The sequence below is a fragment of the Halosimplex pelagicum genome, from assembly GCF_013415905.1.
Lineage (GTDB): Archaea > Halobacteriota > Halobacteria > Halobacteriales > Haloarculaceae > Halosimplex > Halosimplex pelagicum.
On record NZ_CP058909.1, the window covers coordinates 1,463,208 to 1,477,814 of the forward strand.

18 protein-coding genes are annotated in these 14,607 nt (G+C 70.6%); 11 read left to right on the top strand and 7 right to left on the bottom strand.

Annotation, left to right across the window (positions count from 1 at the left end; all coding sequences use genetic code 11):
* Nucleotides 1-30: 30 nt before the first annotated feature.
* Nucleotides 31-1,329 carry an outer membrane protein assembly factor BamB family protein gene (locus HZS54_RS07230; RefSeq protein ID WP_179921418.1) on the bottom strand — a complete coding sequence of 433 codons (1,299 nt, stop codon included), beginning with the start codon at nucleotides 1,327-1,329 and terminating at the stop codon, nucleotides 31-33.
* A 151-nt stretch (nucleotides 1,330-1,480) separates the two neighbouring features.
* On the opposite strand from HZS54_RS07230, the gene HZS54_RS07235 reads away from it, so the two are divergent.
* Together HZS54_RS07235 and HZS54_RS07240 are read left to right on the top strand one after the other, a co-directional pair.
* A complete protein-coding gene (locus HZS54_RS07235; RefSeq protein WP_179921420.1) occupies nucleotides 1,481-1,678 on the top strand; it encodes a DUF8107 family protein in 198 nt (65 codons plus the stop codon).
* Nucleotides 1,679-1,779: 101 nt separating this feature from the next.
* Nucleotides 1,780-2,478 (top strand): DJ-1/PfpI family protein, encoded by a 699-nt coding sequence (locus HZS54_RS07240; RefSeq protein ID WP_179921422.1) that lies wholly within the window; start codon nucleotides 1,780-1,782, stop codon nucleotides 2,476-2,478.
* Between the two features lie 12 nt (nucleotides 2,479-2,490).
* On the opposite strand, the gene HZS54_RS07245 is transcribed toward HZS54_RS07240, so the two are convergent.
* Nucleotides 2,491-2,910 carry a DUF2391 family protein gene (locus tag HZS54_RS07245; RefSeq protein WP_179921424.1) on the bottom strand — a complete coding sequence of 140 codons (420 nt, stop codon included), beginning with the start codon at nucleotides 2,908-2,910 and terminating at the stop codon, nucleotides 2,491-2,493.
* Nucleotides 2,911-2,977: 67 nt separating this feature from the next.
* Nucleotides 2,978-3,403, bottom strand: a complete 426-nt coding sequence (locus HZS54_RS07250) for a DUF7534 family protein (RefSeq protein ID WP_246391830.1) — start codon at nucleotides 3,401-3,403, stop codon at nucleotides 2,978-2,980.
* A gap of 118 nt (nucleotides 3,404-3,521) precedes the next feature.
* Between HZS54_RS07250 and HZS54_RS07255 the strand changes: the two genes are divergently transcribed.
* A complete protein-coding gene (locus tag HZS54_RS07255) occupies nucleotides 3,522-4,202 on the top strand; it encodes a class I SAM-dependent methyltransferase (protein ID WP_179921426.1) in 681 nt (226 codons plus the stop codon).
* A 106-nt stretch (nucleotides 4,203-4,308) separates the two neighbouring features.
* The gene (locus HZS54_RS07260) at nucleotides 4,309-5,514 is read left to right on the top strand and encodes an AI-2E family transporter (protein WP_179921428.1); all 1,206 of its coding nucleotides are present in this window, start codon (nucleotides 4,309-4,311) and stop codon (nucleotides 5,512-5,514) included.
* 29 nt (nucleotides 5,515-5,543) lie between these two features.
* Here the strand turns inward: HZS54_RS07260 and HZS54_RS07265 are convergent, their stop codons facing one another.
* Complete coding sequence (locus HZS54_RS07265) at nucleotides 5,544-6,386, bottom strand: sulfurtransferase (protein ID WP_179921430.1); 843 nt, start codon at nucleotides 6,384-6,386, stop codon at nucleotides 5,544-5,546.
* Between the two features lie 301 nt (nucleotides 6,387-6,687).
* Between HZS54_RS07265 and HZS54_RS07270 the strand changes: the two genes are divergently transcribed.
* The 6 genes from HZS54_RS07270 to HZS54_RS07295 all read left to right on the top strand — a co-directional run bounded on the left by HZS54_RS07270 (nucleotide 6,688) and on the right by HZS54_RS07295 (nucleotide 10,198).
* Nucleotides 6,688-7,542, top strand: a complete 855-nt coding sequence (locus tag HZS54_RS07270; RefSeq protein WP_179921432.1) for a sulfurtransferase — start codon at nucleotides 6,688-6,690, stop codon at nucleotides 7,540-7,542.
* Between the two features lie 112 nt (nucleotides 7,543-7,654).
* Complete coding sequence (locus HZS54_RS07275) at nucleotides 7,655-7,885, top strand: hypothetical protein (protein ID WP_179921434.1); 231 nt, start codon at nucleotides 7,655-7,657, stop codon at nucleotides 7,883-7,885.
* Nucleotides 7,886-7,999: 114 nt separating this feature from the next.
* Nucleotides 8,000-8,518 (top strand): HPP family protein, encoded by a 519-nt coding sequence (locus HZS54_RS07280; RefSeq protein ID WP_179921436.1) that lies wholly within the window; start codon nucleotides 8,000-8,002, stop codon nucleotides 8,516-8,518.
* A 45-nt stretch (nucleotides 8,519-8,563) separates the two neighbouring features.
* On the top strand, nucleotides 8,564-9,484 hold the full coding sequence (locus HZS54_RS07285; protein WP_179921438.1) for a DUF106 domain-containing protein: 921 nt from the start codon (nucleotides 8,564-8,566) through the stop codon (nucleotides 9,482-9,484).
* Between the two features lie 158 nt (nucleotides 9,485-9,642).
* Complete coding sequence (locus HZS54_RS07290) at nucleotides 9,643-9,924, top strand: ribbon-helix-helix domain-containing protein (protein ID WP_179921440.1); 282 nt, start codon at nucleotides 9,643-9,645, stop codon at nucleotides 9,922-9,924.
* Nucleotides 9,917-10,198, top strand: coding sequence for a type II toxin-antitoxin system RelE family toxin (locus tag HZS54_RS07295; protein ID WP_179921442.1), 282 nt, complete (start codon nucleotides 9,917-9,919; stop codon nucleotides 10,196-10,198). The genes HZS54_RS07290 and HZS54_RS07295 overlap by 8 nt, the downstream gene beginning before the upstream one ends.
* Nucleotides 10,199-10,496: 298 nt before the next feature.
* On the opposite strand, the gene HZS54_RS07300 is transcribed toward HZS54_RS07295, so the two are convergent.
* From HZS54_RS07300 to HZS54_RS07310, 3 genes are all read right to left on the bottom strand, one after another.
* Nucleotides 10,497-10,838, bottom strand: coding sequence for a hypothetical protein (locus tag HZS54_RS07300; RefSeq protein ID WP_179921444.1), 342 nt, complete (start codon nucleotides 10,836-10,838; stop codon nucleotides 10,497-10,499).
* Nucleotides 10,839-10,934: 96 nt separating this feature from the next.
* The gene (locus HZS54_RS07305) at nucleotides 10,935-11,909 is read right to left on the bottom strand and encodes an aldo/keto reductase (protein ID WP_179921446.1); all 975 of its coding nucleotides are present in this window, start codon (nucleotides 11,907-11,909) and stop codon (nucleotides 10,935-10,937) included.
* A gap of 117 nt (nucleotides 11,910-12,026) precedes the next feature.
* Nucleotides 12,027-13,469 carry an MATE family efflux transporter gene (locus tag HZS54_RS07310; RefSeq protein ID WP_179921448.1) on the bottom strand — a complete coding sequence of 481 codons (1,443 nt, stop codon included), beginning with the start codon at nucleotides 13,467-13,469 and terminating at the stop codon, nucleotides 12,027-12,029.
* Between the two features lie 127 nt (nucleotides 13,470-13,596).
* On the opposite strand from HZS54_RS07310, the gene HZS54_RS07315 reads away from it, so the two are divergent.
* On the top strand, nucleotides 13,597-14,589 hold the full coding sequence (locus HZS54_RS07315) for an AEC family transporter (protein ID WP_179921450.1): 993 nt from the start codon (nucleotides 13,597-13,599) through the stop codon (nucleotides 14,587-14,589).
* Nucleotides 14,590-14,607 lie beyond the last annotated feature (18 nt).

Sequence of the window (14,607 nt, forward strand, 5' to 3'; positions counted from 1 at the left end):
ACGACCGCTCGCGCCGGTCGGCCCGGGGTTTCACTCGCCGGCGTCGACGACCCGATAGAGCCCGCCCGACGACTCGGGGTCGGGATCCCCGTCGTCGGCCTTCTTCGCGTCGATGTACGGATCGGCGGCGCGCTCGGTGAAGTAGACGGCGTCGTCGGTCACCAGCGGCGCGCACGTGACGTTGCCGACGCCCTCGACGCCCCAGACCTCGTCGCCGGTGTCCTTCTCGACGGCGTAGCAGTAGTCGTCGTAGGCGCCGACGAGGACGTGTTCGCTCGTGACGGTCGGACAGCCGACGATCCGACCGCCGGTGTCGAACGACCACCGCTTGCCCCCGTCCTCGAACGCCAGCGCGTAGAGGTTCGAGTCGTGGCTGCCGACGTACACCGTCCCCGTCTCGGCCTCGATCGAGGGGCCGGACATCACCAGCCCGCCCGTCCGGAACGACCACTCCTCGGTGCCCTCGTCCAGCGCAACCCGGTAGACGGAGCCGTCCCACGACCCGAAGACGGCGCTCCCGCCCGCGGTGGCGATCGGCCCCTTGATCGGTTCGCCGGTCGGGAACTTCCACAGGTACTCCAGGTCGGGATAGCTCCAGGCGTAGAGGTAGCCGTCGTTCGAGCCGACGACGAGGCGGCCGGCCCGGCGGTCGATCGCGGCCGTCGAGTGGGGATGGTCGGTGACCCGCTGGTCTTCCCAGACCACGTCGCCGGTGACGGCGTCGACGGCGAACATCGCGCCGCTGGGGTCGTGGTACTCGACGGCGATGTAGACAGTGCCGTCGTGGTACCCCGGGCTCGACCCGATGGCGTCGCCGAGCTTCGCCCGCCAGTAGCGCTCGCCCGATTCGAGGTCGAAGGCGTACAGCGCGCCGTCGTAGGCGCCGATGTAGACGGCGCCGTTGGCCACCGCCGGCGTCCCGTGGATCCCCCGCCCGGTCGGCTCGACCGACGACCGCCAGACCTCCTCGCCCGCGGGCGTCACCCGCCGGATCTCGCCGTTGTCGCCGGGGACGACGATATCGCCGCCCGGAGCTTCGACGGGACTGGCCTTCGCCGCCGAGTGGTCGCCGGTGTTGACCTCCCGGATCGTCCAGTCGACCTCGGGATCCGTGGGGACCGTCGCGTCGGGGGAGACGCCGCGTCGCTGGAGACCGCCGCGGAACTGCGCCCTCGCGGCCTCGCTGAGCGGTTCGCCGTCCGTCTCGATCCTGCGAACCACTTCCGAGCCGCCGGGCGCCGCCACGCAGCCCGCGAGGCCGGTCGCGACGCCTCCGGCGGCGGCGCCGACCGCGCCGAGGAACGCCCGTCGTGAGTGCCGCTCGTACATGTAGCCGGTAGTCGTCGCCGGGTCGTTTCACTGTTACGGGGTACCGACGAGTCGGCGACTGCCCCGCCCGCTCCACCCGTTTCACTCGCCCACTCGCTCGCCGCCCGGCCCCACCCTCACAGCTAAGGCCTCGGCGGCCGCGCTCGCGGACATGGCGACCGACGACGAGGCGCCCTCGGGCGACATCCGCGTGTTGCTCGTCCTCGACCTGGTCCTCTCGCTGGTGTTCAGCGTCGGCGCCGTCTACGCCCTGGACCTGGCCGGGATCGGCGAGTACACCTGGCGGAACGTCGCGCTGGCGACGCTCTTTCTCGCGGTCGTGACGTACGTCGCGGTCCTCCGGGAGTGAGCGCCGGCGGAACCGACGGAGGGGGACGGCCGCGCCGCGGAGCCGGCAAGGCGTTCGGCCGCCGGATCGGTTACCAGTCTCGCGACCGTAGCGCGCGTGCTATGACATCGGCACTGTTCGTCGTCAGCGAGGAGGGCTACTGGGGAGAGGAGTGTATCGAACCGCTCACGACGCTGGAATCGGCGGGCGTCGACGTGACGGTCGCCACGCCGTCGGGCGACCCGCCCGTGGTCGACGAGCGCTCGGTCGACCCCGAGGAGGTCGGCGAGGAGACCGCCGAGCGCGTGCGCGAGGTCCACGAGAACCACGCCGAACTCACCGACCCCGAGCCGGTCGCCCGCGTCTCGGCCGACGGCTACGACGCCGTCGTCTTCCCGGGCGGTCACGGCACCGAGTGGGACGTGAATCAGGACCGTCACGCCCGCGCGCTGCTCCGGGAGGCCGTCGCGGGCGAGGAGGGGACGGCGCTCGTGGTCTGCCACGCCGTCGGCATCCTGGCGTTCACCCGGACGGCGGACGGCGCGTTCCTCGTCGACGGCCGCGACGTGACCGGCTTCCCGAACGACTGGGAGGAAGGCATCGTCGATGACGCCGACCGGATGCCCGACGGCCGGAAGCTCCCCTACTGGGTCGAGGACGAGGTGCGAGCCGCCGGCGGGAACTGGGACGCCGAACTCGACGCCGAGACGAGCGTCACCGTCGACGGCGACCTCGTGACCGCCCGCGGCCCCGAGTCGTCGGCGGCCGCCGCGCAGGCGCTGCTGGACGAACTCGGCGTCGCCGCCGAAGCGAGCGACTGAGGCGGTCCCGGCTCAGAAGACGGAGTCCGCCGTCGCGGCCCCGACGACGCTGAAGATGGCGCCGACGCTGACGGCGCGGGCGGTGACCGCGGCCCGCTCGGCGGTCGACCCGTCGACGAAGGTGCTCGGCGCGGTCAGCGTGAGCGCGAGGACGGCGACGGAGCCGAAGGAGACGGCCATCAGGGAGACGAATCGGAGTGGGACGCCGGCGACCTCGGCCTCCCGGTCGGGGTCGCGGTCGTCGTCGGCCTCGTAGAGGGCGCCGTAGCCGATGGCGAAGACGATGGCGACCGTAACGGCGGCGTGGAACCAGGTCATCCGCTCCGCGAGCGTCCACACCTCTTCGGTGACGACGAACGGGCCCGCGAGCAGGAACCCGCCGACCACCTGCTGTGCGGTGTCGGCGAGCCTGTACTTGGGAGCCCGAGCCATGCCCTCCGGTACCCCGGGGACCGGGAAAACGCTGGCGGACGCGGCGGCCGACCCCGTCCGACGGTCACTACGTCACCGCCGGGTGCGAGTCGCCGCCGATCGAACTCACCAGCCACGCGACCGCGAACGACCCGACGAACAGCGGGAGGAAGTACAACACCTGCGTGAGCGGGTCCGGCGGCGAGACGCTCGCACCGACTACGAAGGCGGTGACAACTGCCATCGCGTACGTGCCGGCCAGTCGCTCGCGCCGGGTCGGCGGGGCGTCGCGCGGCCCCGAATCACCGCGGAGGAAGCGCACGTACCAGTAGTGGACGATTCCGACGACCACCGACATGTAGAGAAACACGTCGAACGTCGACGACCCCTTCGCTCGCGCCTCGCTGCGCGCCCAGTAGGCGAGCACGAACGGCTGGGCGAGGACGACGAGCGCGGCCGCACCGACGGCGACCGCGACCAGCGGCCGATCGGTCAGAAAGGGCGGAAACTGCACGGCCGGGCCCTTCCGCCGCGGCGGCCATAGGCTTTGTCCGTGGCGGCCGGCGACTCGATAACCGGGTCTCCGCACCGGACACAGAACGGTTTTCATCGCCGCGGCCCACCCCTCGCCCATGAGCGTCAGCGAGGAGTTCGACGAGTGGGCCCGCGACGGCCGCGACGAGGGTATGGAGGAGCGCCACTGGCACACCGCCAAACACGCGCTGGCGCGGATGCCCGTCGAGGAAGGCGACACCGTCCTCGACCTGGGGTCGGGCAGCGGCTACGCCGGCCGCGCGCTCCGGGAGACCAAAGACGCCGCGCGCACCTACGGCGTCGACGCCGCGCCGCGGATGGCCCGCAACGCCCGCGAGTACACCGACGACCCGCGCTCGGGCTTTCTGAACGGGGACTTCGAACACCTGCCGTTCGCCGAGGACAGCGTCGACCACTGCTGGTCGATGGAGGCGTTCTTCTACGCACGGGACCCCGACGCCGTGCTGGACGAACTGCGCCGGGTCCTCCGGCCGGGCGGCACGTTCTACTGCGCGGTGAACTACTGGGAGGAAAGCGTGCATACGCACAAGTGGGACGAGCTGGTGGAGGTGCCGATGATCCGCTGGACGGAGGCCGAGTACCGCGAACGGTTCCGGGCGGCGGGCCTGCACGTCGCCGGGCAGGACCGGATCCCGAACACGGAGACGACGATCCCGCCGGCGGGGGAGTTCCCGACCGAGGACTTCGAGACGCGCGAGGCGATGGTCGAGCGCTACCGCGAGCACGGGACGCTGCTGACCGTCGGCGTCGTCCCGTGAGCGAGCGGCGCCGTCCGCGAGCACCGCTCGGCGAGGTCGGTGCCGACCGCGGCCGTCGCCGTCGCTCGTGCCAAACGTTTTGTAGGCCTCGCGTTCAGAGGGGAGTATGGCGCTGACGCGGCGACAGCAGGTCCTCGGCGGCCTGTTCGTCGGCATGGCGGCCCTGACGCTGGTGATCCTCTCGCGGGTCGTCAGCACGGTGTTTTTCGCCATCACAGTGGCGTACGTGCTCTATCCCGTCCGTCGGTGGTTCGTCGGCCGAGGCGTCCACCGGCGGGTCGCCGCGGCGACGGCCACGGCGGTCGGGTTCCTGTTCGTCGCGCTCATCGTCGGGCCGATCGTCTACGCGCTGTACGGCCGCCAGGCGCTCCTGCTGGAGTTCCTGCGGTCGATCCCGGCGGAGCAACCGATCACGGTCTTCGGGATGTCGTTCGTGATCGACGTGAGCGCGCTGATCGTGCGGGCGCGGGCTGCGGTCGTCGACATCGGGTTCGACATCGCGGGGGCGGCACCCGTCCTCGCGCTGAAGGCGTTCCTGTTCGTCTTCCTCGTCTACGGGCTCCTGCTCCGACCGGGGAACGTCCGCCGGGCGACGCTGCGGCTGGTCCCCGGGGAGTATCACGACGTGGTGCTCGCGCTGCACCGCTGCGTGCGCGACACGCTGTACGCGCTGTACGTCCTGCAGGCCGCGACGGCGCTGGGGACCTTCGCGGTCGCCTTCGTCGTCTTCTCGGTGCTGGGCTACGACAGCGCGTTCACGCTGTCGGTCTTCTCCGGCCTGCTACAGTTCATCCCCGTCCTCGGGCCGAGCCTGCTCATCGCCGCCGTGGCGGTCGGGCAGGCGCTGGCCGGCGAGGTCACGGCCGCCCTGCTCGTCGCGAGCACGGGGCTGGTCCTGATCGGCTTCCTGCCGGACGCGCTCATCCGCCCGCGGCTGGCCTCGCTGACGACCGGGATGTCCGCGAGCCTCTACTTCGTCGGGTTCACCGGCGGCACCCTCAGTCTCGGCGTCGTCGGCGTCATCGCCGGCCCGCTGGTCGTCGCGCTGCTCGTCGAGGTGGTCGAACTCATCACGGACGAGCGCACGACCGTCCAGCAGACCTTCGACGGGACCGCCCTCGACCCCGACGACCCGCCCGGGGAGCAGGTCGACGGGCCCTCGACGGTGTTCGACGGGAGCCCGACGACCGACGCCGTTGACGACACCACCGTCGGCGGGGCCGACGGCAGCCCGAACGCCGTCGACGGCGGTCCGGACCCCGCCGACGATCCGACCGGCGACTCGACGGGCGACCCGGCCGACGACGACTGAGTCCGGCGGCCGGCGGCCGAAGCGCGAGCCTACGCCCCGGTCTCCAGGTCGCGCCCGGCCGCTTTCCACTCGGTGAGGCTCCCCTCGTAGAAGGCGAGATCGGGGTAGCCCAGGTGGCGGAGAACGGTGTAGGTGTGGCTGATCCGGCGGGCGGTGTTGCAGTACAGCAGGATTCGCTTGTCGGGGTCGATCCCCCGTTCGTCGAGGAGCGACTCGATCTCGGCGCGCGGTTTCAGCCCGCGGGTCTCGTCGTCGACGAGTTCGCGCCAGTCCAGGCGGACCGCGCCGGGGATGTGGCCCTCCTCGAACTCCCAGGCCTCGCGGGTGTCGACGACGACGGTGTCGGGGTCGTCGGTGGCCGCCGCGACCGCGTCGATACCGACCAGCGGCGTCTCCGCGGGCGGGTCGACGACGTACTCCGAGCGCTCGAACTCGGCGACCTCGCTCGTCGTCTCGCGGTCCAGTCGCCACGCGGAGAAGTCGCCGTCGAGCAGGTGCAGCCGGTCGGGGTCGTGGCCGTACAGCTCGGCGGTCACGAGGAAGCGCGCGGCGAAGACGCCGTGGGTGTCGTCGTAGGCGACGATCCGGTCGTCGGCGGTGATCCCCGCTTCGGACATGATCTCGGCGAAGGCGTCGGCGCCGGGGAGCATCCCCTGGCCGTCGCCCGACTCCTCGGCGTCGCCGCCCGAGCCGTCTCCAGGGGAGTCGTCCTCGGCGGCGTGTTCGTCGGCGCGAAACGAGTCGAACGGGACGTTGACCGCGCCGGGGACGTGGCCGATGCCGTCGAACTCCCAGGCGTCGCGGGTGTCGACGATCCTGACCTCGTCGCGGCGGTCGGCCACCCAGTCGGCCGGGACGACGATCTCGCTCATGTCCCGGGTTCGGGCGAGCGCACGCTTGAAGATGTCCTTCCCGGCCGGTCGGAGGTAGTGGCAAGTATCTCCGGGTCGGTGGCCGGGTCGACGGGATATAAACGCGGGGGCGATCGTCGACCGGAGTACCTGGCTCTACCCGTCCCCCGGTCGGACCGCGGCGACGAGCACCGGATAGAGAGGCCGTGAGAACAATAGTCACGACCAGATGGGGCAACGCTTTCCGATAGAGTTGTCAAGGGGCGGTACATGCCGAAAGTCCGAGGATTATATAGTCGGTGGACCAATGGTTCGATGAACCATGAGCGATTACGCTAAAGACGTGCTCGTTTCGGCCGACTGGGTCGACGAGCACCTCGACGACTTCGAGAGCGACGACGACGACTATCGACTGGTCGAGGTCGACGTCGACACGGAGCTGTACGACGAGAGCCACGCGCCGGGCGCGGTCGGCTGGAACTGGGAGACGGACCTCCAGGACCAGGTCGAGCGCGACATCCTCGACAAGGAGGACTTCGAGGCGCTGCTGGGTTCGGCGGGCATCAGCGAGGACACCACAGTGGTGCTGTACGGTGACAACGCCAACTGGTTCGCGGCCTACACCTACTGGCAGTTCAAGTACTACGGCCACGACGACGTGAAACTCCTCGACGGCGGCCGCGACTACTGGGTCGAGAACGACTACCCCCTCACGGACGAGGAACCGGACTTCTCCGCGGTCGACTACGAGGCCTCCGGCCCGCGCGAGTCCATCCGCGCCTACCGCGACGACGTCGAGAACGCCGTCGAGAAGGGCCTGCCGCTCGTCGACGTTCGCTCGCCCGAGGAGTTCTCCGGCGAGGTCCTCGCGCCCCCCGGACTCCAGGAGACCGCCCAGCGCGGCGGCCACATCCCCGGCGCCAGCAACGTCTCCTGGGCGGCCGTCACCAACGACGACGGCACCTTCAAGACCGCCGAGGAGATCGAGGAGCTCTACGCCGAGGAAGGCATCGAGGGCGACGGCACGGTCGTCGCCTACTGCCGCATCGGCGAGCGCTCGTCGGTCGCCTGGTTCGCCCTGCACGAACTGGCCGGCTACGACGACGCCATCAACTACGACGGCTCCTGGACGGAGTGGGGCAACCTCGTCGGCGCCCCCATCGAGAAGGGCGAGTAAGTCGCTCACCGAAACCCGATTTTTTCGACGCCACCCTCGACAGCCACGGGTCCGCGCGCCGCGGGTCGTCCCGGTCCCAACGGTTTTCAGCCCGCCCGGTCAACGCTCGCGTATGGAACTGTCCGCCTTCCGCGAGCCGCTGTCGCGCGAGGAGACCGCCGGACTGCTCGCGGCCGCGGTCGTCGTCGCCGTGCTGCTCGGCCCCGGCGCCATCACGCTCGCCGAGGGGTCGTCGCTCCTCCTGACGGCCGTCTCCACGCTGGCGATGGGGACGCTCGCGTTCGTCGTCGGCGCGCTCGCGCTCGTCGCGATACGGGAACTGCGCGGCGACGGCGAGGAGTGAGGCGCCGCGAGCGACGGTCGCCGCCGTCCGCGTTCGGTTGCCGAGTCGCCTCCGAGAACTGATCGAACGTCCACGAAACGTCACCCTCTTTTACGCCGACGAGGACGGGCGGACGTGTCCCGTTTCGCCGTCCGGACGGCGGTCCACGCCGGCGCGCTGCTCGCGGTGACGGGCGCGGTCGCCTGGCTCACGGGGACGCCGTTCGTCTTCCCGAGTCTCGGCCCCACCGCGTACGTGCTGGCGACCCGGCGGACCGCGGACCGCTCGGAACTCGCGCGCGTCGTCGCGGCTCACGTCGTCGGCGTCGCCGCCGGCCTGTTCTCCTACCGGCTGCTGGCCGACGGCGTCGTCGTCACCGCCGACCTCGCGCCCCGGTCGCCGGCGCTCGCGGCCGTCGTCGCCAGCGGCGTGCTCGCGCTCGCGCTGACCAGCGCCGGAATGGTCGCCACGGGCGCCATCCACCCGCCGGCCTGCGCGACGACGCTCATCGTCTCGCTCGGCCTGTTGCCGACGCTCCGGGAGGGCCTGCTGATCGCCGTCGCCGTCTGCGTGCTCGTCGCCGCCCACGCCGTCGCCGTGCGGGCTCTCTCCGTCTCGGACGAGCGCGAGCGGTCGGTTCCCGACGCCTCGTGACACCGCGAGAGCAAGATTGACAATGACGCGCTGACAGGTCTCCGTATGGACGAGACCCTCCGCGAGCGACTCGGCGGCGACGACGCGCTCGCCGACGCCGCCGCCGTCGTCCTCGACCGCGCCGAATCGGGCGACGGTACCGTCGCCTGGGCCGACGTGAGCGACGCCGTCCCCGCCGAACAGTGGGGTCGACTGCTCGAATCCGAACTGCTCGTCGCCACGGACGCCGGGTTCGTCGTCGACGACCCCGACGCCGTCCGCGCGGCCGTGGGCGAGCGCGACGACGCCGGTGACTCCGGGGACAGCCCCACCGACGCGGACGACGCCGACTCCGGCGGCTGGTCGACGGCCGACAAACTCGCCGGCGTCGCCGCGCTCGGACTGATGGCCAGCTACCAGGTGCCGGTGGCCCGCGACACGATCGGGAGCACTGCCGACATCTTCCTCGGCCCGGTCGAGGCCGCCCTCCCCTTCGGCGCGACGATCGCGCTGCTGGCGGTCGCGACGACGCTCGTCTCGACGACGCTGCGCCGCCGGCTGATGGACGGCAATCCCCAAAAAGCCGCACAGGAGCGCCTGCAGACCGTCAAGGAGCGACTGGACGCGGCGCGCGAGCGGGGCGACGACGAGGCTGTCGAACGACTGCAGTCGCGCCAGCAGGAACTGATGATGGAACAACTGGGAGCGATGAAGCGGATGGTCCGGCCGATGGTCTACGCGATGCTGGTCACGATTCCCGTCTTCCTGTGGATCACGTGGCTGACCGTCAACCCCGCCGCGGCGATCACCCCGGCCGCGCAGGTGTTGCCGATCGCCGGTCGCGTCGTCTGGACGGCCAAACTGGTCGGTCCGCTGCAGGTCTGGACGGTGTGGTACATCGCCTGCTCGATCGTCTCGGGGATCGCGAGCAAGCGCGTCGCGAAGAAGGTCGGCCCGGCGGTCGCGGACTACCGGTCGGCGCTCTGAGCGGCGAGCGCGGTATCGCGGTACCAAGGCGGGAAATTACGGCCTCGAACGCTTCCTCTCTCGCATTTCGTTCGGCTCTCACCGATCCCTGTCGAGAATTTTCGGTAGCGGCCGCGTCGGCGAAACGACTAACGGTAAGACAGACGTATCACGCGCATATGTCCGAAGCGACCACGGGAAACGACGGGGAGGACGAGATCGTCACGGTGAACTTCAAGATCACCGAGTCGTTCCTCGACGAGATCGACGGCACGTGGCAGGGCCGCGGGTTCAACAGCCGGAGCGAGTTCATCCGCTACACGCTACGGGACGCGGTCGAGAACCCGACGTTCGAGCGGGACGAACTCGTCGCGCTCCTCCGAGCGGAGGAAGACGTCCAGGAGGGACGGACGATGAACGCCGACGAGGCGCGTGAGCGGTTCGGCACGGACGATGAGTGACGGGTGGGCGTGGGAACTCTCCGCGACGGCGCAGGAGGACCTCGATGGGTTTTCTCCCGACGAACAGGACCGTATCCTCGACAAACTCGACGAGGTCGTCGAGTCCCCGTGGCGCGACCCGCCCGAGTACGGTGAACCGCTGCAGAACAGCCCGTACAAGAAGATCCGCGTCGGCGGATTCCGCCTCTCGGTGACCTTTCGACGTGACGAGCAGCGTCTGGTCGTCGCCCGGATCAAACGTCGCGACGGCGCGTACACCGCCGACGACGACTGACGGCCCGCACCGCCGGCTGACCACACCACTCCGGGTCCTCGACGGCTGGTTCGAACGCCGTCGACACCAACGTCCGGCTGATTCATCAGGTAGAAGCGGTAGCGCGGGATAATTCGGCAAATAGGTCCGATCCGGGCCGAGACGGTCTGGTACATCGCTTGCTCGGTCGTCTCGGGGCCGACGAGCAAGCGCGTCGCGAAGAAGGTCGGTCCGGCCGTCGCGGACTACCGGTCGGCACTCTGAGCGGTTGCGGACCGGGCTTTCTGTCGGACGGTTCCACTGTCCAGTGCCGGCGCCGTCACAGCGCCGGAACCGACGCCGTCAGTTCCGCGCTCTCGATGCTGCCCAACCCGTTGATGACGGCGAACGCGACGGCCAGTAGCACGGCGACGGCGACGAACGATATCGTGAGCGTCCGCCGGTTGCCGTCGGAGACGCCCAACTGCTGGCCGGCCCACGTCGTACTGAAGACGCCCGCGAGCAGGACGGAGAGACCGATGGCGGCGATCCAGAGTCCACCCAGCACCGACTGGGGCACCAACAACAGGCCGAAGCCGGCCACGAGCAGTCCCACGAGGACGGCCGCGACTGCGGTGTAGCCGAACGTCCGGTCCGAGCGAGAGGTCGAAGTAGTTCCCATTCGAACATGTATGGTGACTAAACACATAACCGTTGTGTGGCGCGTGATACGCCGACCCTCCCAGTGGGAAGCGTCCGTCGCGGCCGCGGGTGGCGGTTACTCGTGGCCGATGATCGGCTGCGGTTCGTACGGTTCTTCGAGGTAGGCCACGTCCGACGCGGACAGCGAGATGTCCAGCGCCTCGACGGCCTGTTCGAGGTGTTCGACGCTCGTGGTGCCGACGATAGGCGCGTCGACGTAGTCGTTCTGGAACTGCCAGGCCAGGGCGATCTGGGCCATCGTCACGCCGTGGTCGGCGGCGAGTTCCTGGACCCGCTCGTTGATCTCCTTCCCGCCCCCGCGCTCGTACTCCGGCGTGGGGTTGTGGAAGTTCTCGGGGTCGCCGCGGTTCGTCCGCTCCAGTTCGTCGAACGGGCGGGCGAGGAAGCCCTGGCCGAGCGGGCCCCACGGGACGACGCCGATGTCCTCCTTGTCGCAGAGCGGCAGCATGTCCCGCTCCTCCTCCCGATAGGCGACGTGGTAGTGGTTCTGCATCGTCTCGTAGCCGATCAGGTCCTCGCGCTCGCTCGTCTGCAGTTGCTCGACGAGGTCGTGGGTCCACATCGAGGAGGTGCCGGCGTGGCGGATCTTCCCGCGGCGGCGGGCGTCGTCGAGCGCTTCGAGCGTGGTCTCGGGCGGGGTCTCGGGGTCGACGCGGTGGGTCTGGTACAGGTCGATCGTGTCGAGGCCGAGGCGGTCGAGCGAGGCGTCGAGTTCCTGCTCGATGGTCTTGCGGGACAGGCCCGAAGCGTTGGGCGTGTCCTCGCCGACGGGGAACCGGACCTTGGTGGCGACGACGTGGTCGTCGCGGTCGTAGCCCGAGAGGGCGTCGCCGAGGATCTCCTCGCTCTCGCCGTCGGAGTAGGCGTTGGCGGTGTCGAAGAAGTTGACGCCCAGGTCGATAGCGCGCTCGATGACCTCCCGGCCGTCGTCCTCGTCTAACATCCACGGCTCCTCGCTGCCGAAGCTCATGCAGCCGAGACAGACCTGCGAGACCTCCATCCCGGTCGAGCCGAGTGTGGTGTACTCCATGGGTGGCCCTCGGGAGTAACTACGCAAAAGCCTGGCCCTCGCGGCCCGGCGTTCCGGAACTTCGACGCCGCAAGCCCCGGCGAGGAGCGGCTCAGTCGCCGGCGGCGAGGGCGCCGCTCAGTCGCCCGCCGCGGCGTCGGGGCGGTAGTCGCGACTGACCACCTTCCACGTGCCCGAGCGGTAGCGGTAGTAGGTGATGACCGCGGGGACCGCCATCTCGGCGAAGATGGCGGCGTACAGCGCGGTCTGACCGATCTCCGGGACGGCGACGCCGAGGTAGGCGATCGGGAGCGCGAACAGGTAGAGCCCGGTGAGCTGGGCGTAGAACGGCCAGCGCGTGTCGCCGCTCGCCCTGAGGGGGCCGGTCGAGCCGCCGTAGACGCCGCTAAAGAGGACGCCGAAGCAGGCGACGCGGATGAAGGTGACGACGGTCGGGAGGATCGAGGGGTCGTCGACGAACACGCGGCCGATGGGGCGGGCGAGGACGAACACGCCGACGGCGATGACGGCGTAGCAGGCCAGCGAGAAGCGGATGATGTCGTGGGCCCACGCGCCGGCGTCGTCCTCGTCGTCCTGGCCGAGCGACTGGCCGACGAGGGAGGACGACGCCATGCTGAACCCCCAGTTGGGGGTGTCCATCAGCGCGCGGACCCGCATCGCGACGACGTAGGCGGCGACGACGTTCGGCCCGAACAGCCCGACGATGTACAGTTTGGGGAACTGGCCGCCGCTGCGGGCGAGGTTGGTCCCGATCAGCGGTGTCGCCATCTCCACGAGGTCGCCCAGCAACGAGCGGTCGAGGTGCGGGCCCGAGAGCGGTATCTGGACGGGGAACTCGCCGACCCCGGGGAGGCCGCCGCGGGCGAGGCCGACCGCGAAGGCGACGGTGACGACGGCGTTCGAGAGGGCGGTGCCGACGGCGGCGCCGACGACGCCCCAGCCGAGGCCGAAGATGAGCACGGCGTTGACGAGGATGTTCAAGGCGGCGCCGCCGCCGCGGAGGATCATCGGGGTCCAGGCGTCGTCGGCGCCGACGAGTGTGCGGCTCCCGATGAGGTTCAGCGCCGCGAACGGGACGCCGAAGGCGACGACCGCGAGGTAGTCGGCGCCGAAGGCGACCGCGGCGTCGCCCGAGCCGATCAGGGCGATCAGCGGCTCGGCGAGGAACCAGTAGACGGCGATCAGCGGGACGGTGATCGCGACGGTCAGCAGCGCGCTGGCCTTCACCGACAGCGCGAGTTCCTCGTGGGCGTCGGCGCCGAAGCGCTGGGACACGAGGCCGATGGTCCCGCCGGCGACCCCGCCACCGAGGGCGAAGGCCAGTCCCCAGAAGGGGCTGGCGTAGCCGACGCCGGCGATGGCGGTCGGGCCCAGCGCGATGCCGACCATCGCCACGTCGGCCGTCGAGCGGGACATCCGCGCGAGGCCGGTCACGATGCGCGGCCACGCCAGGTCGGTCGCCCGTTCGACCCGCTCGCGGTCGATGACGCCGGCGCGAGCGACGATCGACCCGACCCACAGGAGGAGCGCGCGGACGGGGTTGTACCGGGACCAGGACACGGGGACCCGTCTGCGCTCTACCGTGAAAACGGTTAAGAAACGGGAGCGACCCGCCGAGACCGACGCCCTCGGGCGACGAGTCGACAGCGTTATCGGCGGCGATATCGATCCCCGGACCGATACCGCCGTGCAGATACTCGACGCCCTCGGGTCGATCCCCTCGGTGTTCCTCTCGTCGGTGGCGCCGCCGCTGTCGATCGCCCTGGCCGGCTACCTGCTCGGTCGCGTCCGCGAGGTCGACACCGAGCCGCTGAGCACGGTCACCGTCTACGTCCTCCTGCCGGCGCTGGTGTTCGAGACGCTCGTCACGCTCGAGACCGGGCTCGGGACCGCCGCCGCGGCCGTCGCCGCGATGGTCGGGTTCACCACCGTCGTCGGCGCGCTCTCGTGGGCGGTGAGCCGAGCGCGCGGCCAGGAGGGCACGGTCGTCACCGGCGCCGCGATGGCCGCCGCCTTCCCCAACACCGGGAACTTCGGCATCCCGGTCGCCACGTTCGCGTTCGGCGCCGCCGGCCGGTCGACCGCGGTCCTGTTCGTCCTCGTCCAGAACCTGCTGTTGTACACCGTCGGCGTCTACCTCCTCAGCCGCGGCGGGTCGGGGACCGACCGGGCCGCGCTCGGCCGCGTCGCCCGCCAACCGGTCGTCTGGGCGCTCCTCGCGGCGGGCGCGGCGGTCGCGCTCGGCGTCGTCCCGCCCGAGGACGGCACGGCGATGGACACCCTCCGACTGGTCGGCGACGCCTCGATCCCCGTCTTCCTCGTCGTGCTCGGCCTGCAGGTCGAGTCGATGGACCTCGGTGTGACCGTCCGCGAGACGCTGCCGACCGTCGGGCTGAAACTGCTCGTCGCGCCGGTCGTCGCCGTCGCGGTCGCGGCGCTCGTCGACATCGGCGACCCGACCGTGACCGCCGCGTTCGTCGTCCTCGCGGCCGGCCCCTCGGCGGTCATCCCGCTCGTCCTCTCCATCGAGTTCGGGGACGACGAGGCCGGACCGGCCAGCGAAAGTGACAGCGTGTCGACCGCCGACTACGTCGGGACCGTCGTCTTCCTCACGATACTCGGGAGTCTCCCGGTGGTCACCGGGCTGGTGCTGCTTGCGGAGCTGGGTGTGCTTGGTTGAGCGGCGAGGGGAAGCGCT